At 52.0% G+C, this 6,254-nt stretch carries 5 protein-coding genes and 2 pseudogenes; 3 read left to right on the top strand and 4 right to left on the bottom strand.

Annotation, left to right across the window (positions count from 1 at the left end; genetic code table 11):
* The 4 genes and pseudogenes from ACW81B_RS12060 to ACW81B_RS12045 form a co-directional block, all read right to left on the bottom strand.
* Nucleotides 1-281 (bottom strand): annotated as a pseudogene (locus tag ACW81B_RS12060) (transposase); the annotation flags it as partial.
* Nucleotides 282-312: 31 nt separating this feature from the next.
* Nucleotides 313-1,859, bottom strand: a protein-coding gene (locus ACW81B_RS12055; protein WP_491580468.1) for an IS3 family transposase whose coding sequence is annotated in 2 segments (ribosomal slippage) — nucleotides 313-1,397 and nucleotides 1,397-1,859 — 1,548 coding nt in all. Because the reading frame shifts where the segments join, the coding sequence is not laid out codon by codon here.
* A gap of 40 nt (nucleotides 1,860-1,899) precedes the next feature.
* Nucleotides 1,900-2,151 (bottom strand): annotated as a pseudogene (locus tag ACW81B_RS12050) (transposase); the annotation flags it as partial.
* Nucleotides 2,152-2,573: 422 nt separating this feature from the next.
* Nucleotides 2,574-3,293 (bottom strand): response regulator, encoded by a 720-nt coding sequence (locus tag ACW81B_RS12045; protein ID WP_491580467.1) that lies wholly within the window; start codon nucleotides 3,291-3,293, stop codon nucleotides 2,574-2,576.
* A gap of 345 nt (nucleotides 3,294-3,638) precedes the next feature.
* Between ACW81B_RS12045 and pomA the strand changes: the two genes are divergently transcribed.
* The 3 genes from pomA to ACW81B_RS12030 are packed head-to-tail and all read left to right on the top strand — an operon-like array spanning nucleotide 3,639 to nucleotide 6,118.
* Entirely contained in the window at nucleotides 3,639-4,406 is a 768-nt protein-coding gene (gene pomA / locus ACW81B_RS12040; RefSeq protein ID WP_491580466.1) for a flagellar motor protein PomA, read from the top strand.
* 18 nt (nucleotides 4,407-4,424) lie between these two features.
* The gene (locus ACW81B_RS12035) at nucleotides 4,425-5,522 is read left to right on the top strand and encodes a MotB family protein (protein WP_491580465.1); all 1,098 of its coding nucleotides are present in this window, start codon (nucleotides 4,425-4,427) and stop codon (nucleotides 5,520-5,522) included.
* Nucleotides 5,519-6,118, top strand: a complete 600-nt coding sequence (locus ACW81B_RS12030) for a PilZ domain-containing protein (RefSeq protein ID WP_491580464.1) — start codon at nucleotides 5,519-5,521, stop codon at nucleotides 6,116-6,118. Before ACW81B_RS12035 ends, ACW81B_RS12030 begins: the two co-directional genes overlap by 4 nt.
* The last annotated feature ends 136 nt before the right edge of the window (nucleotides 6,119-6,254 follow it).

The following is a 6,254-nucleotide window of genomic DNA, read 5'->3' as shown; positions in this document are numbered from 1 at the left end:
TGCTCTTCCAGCTTGTTCGCATAACCCCAGCTCATCGCCTTGTGCCGGCTGGCATTGGCCTTGACCTTGGTGCCGTCCAGACTGACCTTGCCAAGCTTGAACACCCCCATCACCTTGGCCACGACCAGGACCTGCACGAACAGACCTTCCAGCTCCGGCAGAAAACGTTTGCGGAAACTCGCAATCGTGTCATGGTCTGGATGCGTATCGCCGGTAATAAAACGGAAGGCAACCGAATCGTAGGTCGCCTGCTCCAGCTTGCGGCTGGAAAATACCCCGGTCGGTGTTTGTCAACATAGTTGTCGCCTCGACCTACGCAGCCTGATTTAACTCAGCCCGTTCTTTCTCCGGGTTCAACCAGACCTTTTCCGGTAACACCCAGTTTCTGATATCACCACTCCAGCGGTTGGGGTGACGCGCCCTGGCTTCTCGGTAGATCTGCTGCCGGTGTTCCAGTATCGCCGTTGCCTCACCCGTATGACGCTGCTCCGGCGTGGTGAACTTCAAGCCACTGTGCTTGTGTTCAGTGTTATACCAGCGGCTGAAAGACAGCACCCATTCCCTGGCATCCTCGATCGCCGCAAAGCCGTTGGCCGAGTAATCCGGCCGGTACTTGCAGGTCCGGAACAACGATTCCGCGTAGGCGTTATCGTTGCTCACCCGTGGACGACTGAAAGAGGACGTCACACCCAACCGGCGTAATGTCTCCAGCATACTGGCACCTTTCATCGGACTACCATTATCCGAGTGCAGCACCAGTGGTTGTGACGCAATGCCTTCTACCAGACAGGCTTTACGGATCAGTCGTGCCGCCAGATCACTGGCTTCGCACTCGTGGATCTCCCAGGACACGATCTTGCGGCTGTAGAGATCCATGATCAGATAGAGATAATAGAACAGTCCCCGGGCAGGCCCCGGCAGCCAGGTGATATCCCAGCACCAGACCTGATTCGGGCCGATGGCACAGTGGGTACTTGGTGCCTTGCGCTGCGGTTCCTCGCTACGGCCCCGGTGGTGTTGCTGGTCCGCCTCCCGCAACACACGGTAGAAGCTGGACTCCGAGGCCAGGTAGCGCCCCTCGTCGGCCAGTGCCGGGACGATCTGACTCGGTGGTAGACTGCGGAACACCGGGCTGTTGCTGACGGCCAGGATCTCTTCCCGTTCCTCACTACTCAGCTTGTTGACCGGGATCGGACGCTGAGCTTCGGGACGACCATCGCTCACAACGGCTTCATCCTGCGTCCAGCGCTGGTATGTACGTGAACTGATCTCCAGGATCTCACAGGCCTTGCGCTGCCGGGCACCGGCGGTAACGGCCTCGTCGATCAATTCGACGGCATGACGGCGATCTGCGTGGCTGATCATTCGTCCTCTTCGTCCCCCCAGATCGCCTGGGCTTTTTTTTGGAGCACCAGCAGGGCGGCCGTTTCCGCCAGCGCCTTTTCCTTGCGACGCAGCTCCCGCTCCAGCTTCTTGATCTGCTTGCGGTCTTTCTTCGTCTGTTCCCGCTGGGTCTTCGCCTGTGCGGCACTGTCGGCATTGGCTTGCAGGCAGGCTTTGCGCCACGCTTCAATCTGCTCGGCGTACAGGCCCTTCTGGCGGCAGTACTCGGCCAGCTCGGCCTCGTTCAGCGAGGCGGCTTCCAATACGATGGCAAACTTGTCTTCCGACGACCATTTTTCCGGATTCTTCCCATCAGCTGGCACGGCTATCCCCTCGACTCTGGCTTGTTTACGCCAATTGTACAGGGTGACATCCGAGATGCCGGTCTCCTCGGCCAGCCGGGGAATCGGGATGTTATGCGGGGGCATCATCTTCTGGATCACTGACTCTTTTCGCTCTGCTGAATAACGGTTCATCGCTCACTCTCTATCGCCCACCTCAACTTCGATTACAATGATCATGTGAGGCGACAACTATCCTGACAGAGGGGGCGGTCGCATATCCATAGAACAACAGCCCCAACAGCACGGCAGGATGGTAGGGCTGTTTCCCACCCCCACCATAACGCCTCACGAGCTCACTCAGGTCGAGTTGATCCACAATATCGACCACGAAGCGGGCCAGGTGCTTCTCTGGCAGCCAGTCTTGCAGCGAGGGTGGCAACAGGTACGCGGTATCTCGATTAATCGGCTGGAATTTGCCTGACATGGTGACTTCGTTCTCTTCTTGGTACGATCTGGCTATTCTATACAAATACGGCTGCTAAATCCGACAGACTCTAGAGCATACCATTTAGTTATAGTGTTGTTGAGCTTTTAAAATGCATTGTGGCATGGCACTTAGAAGCGTTATAAAGCAGGCATGTTAGCAACATCCAGCGATGGTAACTTGTCGTTGCGTTCACTATGCCATTTGTTCAGAAAAACCACTGTGGTGATGTGATACAGCAGGCATAGCGGTCTGTAGCGCTGTGATGCCTGACGGCTAAACTATAGGGCATCACAAATAATTTATTATAAAAACAATGAGTTAGTAGATATAATGTGCTTGTCCTGGCGTGTTTTTGTAGAAGAGAAAACACGCCGTAGTTGATGCTATCAGGACATGGGGCAGCAGCTGCGAGCGATATGTCATGGCGCTTCGACAAACTCAACCACGGCGGTGAGCTGGTAGCCTTTATTGCGGACGGTGCGAATTATTTCGGGTTTGTGGGGGTCGTATTCCAGTTTCTTACGTAACTTTGAAATAGCCATGTCAGCGGACCTGTCCAGCGGCGACCATTCGCGACCGGATAATATATTCAGTATCTCTTCACGTCGGATGGTGACGTTCGGTCTGCTTACCATGGTGGAGAGCAGGCGGTATTCGTTGCTGGTGATATCGACACGTTCGCCAGCGGGCGAGGTCAGTGTCTGGTTGAGCAGGCTCAACTTCCAGCCGGCGAAGTGCGCTTCGGTACGCAACATATCGCTGGACGTGTTCGCAGTGGTACGCCGCAATACAGATTGCACCCGGGCCAGCAGTTCTTTCTCTTCGAAGGGCTTGGTGATGTAATCATCAGCACCAACTTCCAGCCCGTTGACTTTGTCATCAATTTCGGCTTTGGCTGTGAGGAAAATGATCGGGATATTGGAGCGGGTACGTAATTCGTGCGCCAGCGCGAGACCATCCTTGCCTGGCAGCATTATATCCAGCAAGATCAGGGCATAGCTTTGCTGACTCATCAGCGCATGCAGTTCATCACCACAAGAGGCACAGGTTACTTCGTAGCCGCCGTGTTCCAGGTAGCGTTTGATCAGTCGACACAGACGCTGGTCATCATCTACAAACAGAATCTTGTTATTTTCCATCCAGTTTCCCGATATTGTTTGCCAAGCTTTGGATTTGTCTGGGAGCAGTTTATGGCGACAAGTCCAGTCCAGTAACAAGTCATTAATTTATAGCAGAATTATCATCTGGTACAGTAAATTTTACCTGGACAATGTATAGATATCACACTCATTCGTACCCGTGCACCCGAAGCAGCCGTTTTTTCAACTAGCTGGAGCGGCTGGCTGAGCTGCTTCAAACACTAAAGTTTTCCCCTCTGTGACCGACTGTATTAATAGCTGCATCGAGTGTCTGTATGCTACGAGAGGCAGTCTCTCTGCTATTGTAAAAACTGCATAACAAATTGAAAAACAAGGGGAATTAGTGTGGATTTAGCGACTCTGATAGGATTTGTGGGCGCGGTCGGTGCCATCACCGCTGCCATCCTGATGGGTGGCGAGATGGGCATGTTTGTCAATGGCCCGAGTGTGATGATCGTGATAGCCGGCAGCCTCGCGGTCGTGATGATGAAGTTTTCAGTAAGCGACATGGTCGGTTCAATGGGCGTGGCAGTCAAAGCGTTTGTTCACAAGGCGCAGCAACCCAGCGAAATCATCGAGCAAAGTATCGAATTAGCCAACGTCGCACGCAAGGAAGGTCTGCTTGGTCTGGAAAGTGTCGAAGTTGAAAACGAGTTTCTTGCCAAGGGCATCACCATGGTGGTCGACGGCAATGCGCCCGAGCTAGTTACAAAAATCCTTTCTAAAGAAATAAACCTGTCGATCGAACGTAACGAGATCGGTCTCAGTATTTTCAAGGCACTGGGTGATGTGGCACCGGCGATGGGTATGATCGGTACCTTGATCGGACTGGTACAGATGATGTCGAACATGAGTGACCCTAAATCGATTGGCCCTGCGATGGCGATTGCGTTATTGACCACGCTCTACGGTGCAGTCATTGCGAATGTGGTGGCGTTGCCGATTGCTGACAAGCTGGCATTGCGTAGTAACGAAGAGCGATTGACCAAATCGATGATTCTCGAAAGCATCAGTGCAATCCAGGAAGGCTTGAATCCCCGCATGATCGAAGGCCTGCTGAACGTATACCTGCCCGACAACAAGAAGACCAGGTCGGAAGACAAAGCTGCGTAGCGCAAATAGGTATCTGCCATGAGTGATTGCGAATGTGTCGAAGTCAAGTGTCCCGAAGGCATACCTGCGTGGGTAATGACGTTTGCTGACCTGATGTCGTTGCTGTTGGCATTTTTTGTATTGTTGTTTTCGTTTTCGGAGATGGATAAAAACGTATATAAAGAACTTGCGGGTTCGTTGAAAGATGCCTTTGGCGTGCAACGTGAGATCAAGGCAAAAGAAACGCCTCGCGGTATCAACATCATCGCGCGCGAGTTCAGTCCGGGTCGTCCGATGCCAACGGTAATGAATGAAGTTCGACAGATGACCACTGACGAGAGCAGGCTGCACCCGGTTTTCACCGAGCCTTCGGATCAGGGGCAGGAAAATCAGGATAAAAAATCGGATGCCGCTGAAGATAAACAGTTCAATGCAATGACCGAACAAGAAGCGGCGTTGCTCAAAAAAATTAATGCCGATGCTGAATCGATCAAGAATGAACTTAATGAAGAGATCGAAAAAGGTCTGATAGAAGTAGACGTGAAAGATAAACGTATTATATTACGTATTCGTGAAAAAGGCGCATTTCCGTCTGGCAGTGCGGATATCATTCAACCGTTTAATGCTATCACCGGCAAGATCAGCAAAGTATTCAGTGGTTTTGATGGCATGATAATCGTGTCGGGACATACCGACAACATACCGATAAAAACCACGCGTTATCGTTCTAACTGGGAATTGTCGGCCTCCAGGGCGGTGAGTGTAATCCATGCCTTGCGCCGCAACAAAAGCCTGGGCGACAAGCGTTTTGAGATTGCGGCGTTTGCCGATACGCAACCTGTCGATACAAATGATACTTATATGGGCAGGGTGAAAAATCGCCGCGTTGAGATCATGCTGGATTACAGCGAGAATCCGACGCTCGTGCCGGTACTGGATATGGCGACCGGGCAGTATCTGCTGAAGTCATTACCAGAAGATAGCAGCGATCAGCAAGACGATGTGATGATGGAAACAGCAAGTGGTGAAGCCAATGCCATGGAAGCTGCCACAGAAAATTCGACGGCGGAACACGTTATTACGGTAGATTCGCCGCCAGTCGAAGCTACAGAACAAAATAACCGGATTGAACGATGAAGCAGGCACACTTATTATCAGAGACTGAAAAACGAGAATATTTTCGGGTCGACGATGTCGCAATATTGCAACACAAGCCAGCGTGTGATGCGGATGTGCTGTCTGCAGAACATCGTAAAGAGCAGGCGGCGATAAACAAGCTCACACTAAAAGCACGTTTTGACAGTATGACGCGTGAGTTGCAGCCGATGTTGAAGATGATCGAGAAATCCAGTACTACGATTGCCGGTTATCTCGCAGCGATGGACAACAAATTAAATATGCTGAGCGAGTACGTGATCGAAGCCGAGCTGGAAGACATGGATGTTGCGCCTCAGCATATCAACATCGGTGCGGGTGGGCTTTCATTCAGTACTAATAGTCCGATAATCACTGGTGCGATGCTTGAGCTGCGCCTGATACTGCTGCCAGAGAACACGGGCATTTTCAGCTATGCGAAAGTTGTGGCCTGCTCAAAACTGGATGTGATGAATGCCGAAAACCATCAGTACAAGGTTGCACTGGAGTTTATCAATATGGATGAAGATGTACGTGATCTGATCACCCGACACGTGCTGTGTAAAGAGCAGGCGATGTTACGAAAAGCCGAGAGTTGACGGGGTGGGTTCCTGGTTCTGGGAGCTGGCAAAACCCAGAACCCAGAACCCAGAACCCAGAACCCAGAACCCAGAACCCAGAACCCAGAACCCAGAACCCAGAACCCAGAACCCAGAACCCAGAACCCAGAACCCA

The organism is Thiogranum sp. (assembly GCF_058323355.1).
The sequence above is the reverse complement of the archived record's forward strand: the minus strand, read 5'-3'. Positions and strand labels throughout refer to the sequence as shown.

What these genes read in the sequence shown, in the direction of transcription:
- ACW81B_RS12035 (WP_491580465.1), top strand. Translation starts at nt 4,425, where the DNA reads ATGAGTGATTGCGAATGTGTCGAAGTCAAGTGTCCCGAAGGCATACCT.
- ACW81B_RS12030 (WP_491580464.1), top strand. Translation starts at nt 5,519, where the DNA reads ATGAAGCAGGCACACTTATTATCAGAGACTGAAAAACGAGAATATTTT.
- ACW81B_RS12045 (WP_491580467.1), bottom strand. Translation starts at nt 3,293, where the DNA reads ATGGAAAATAACAAGATTCTGTTTGTAGATGATGACCAGCGTCTGTGT.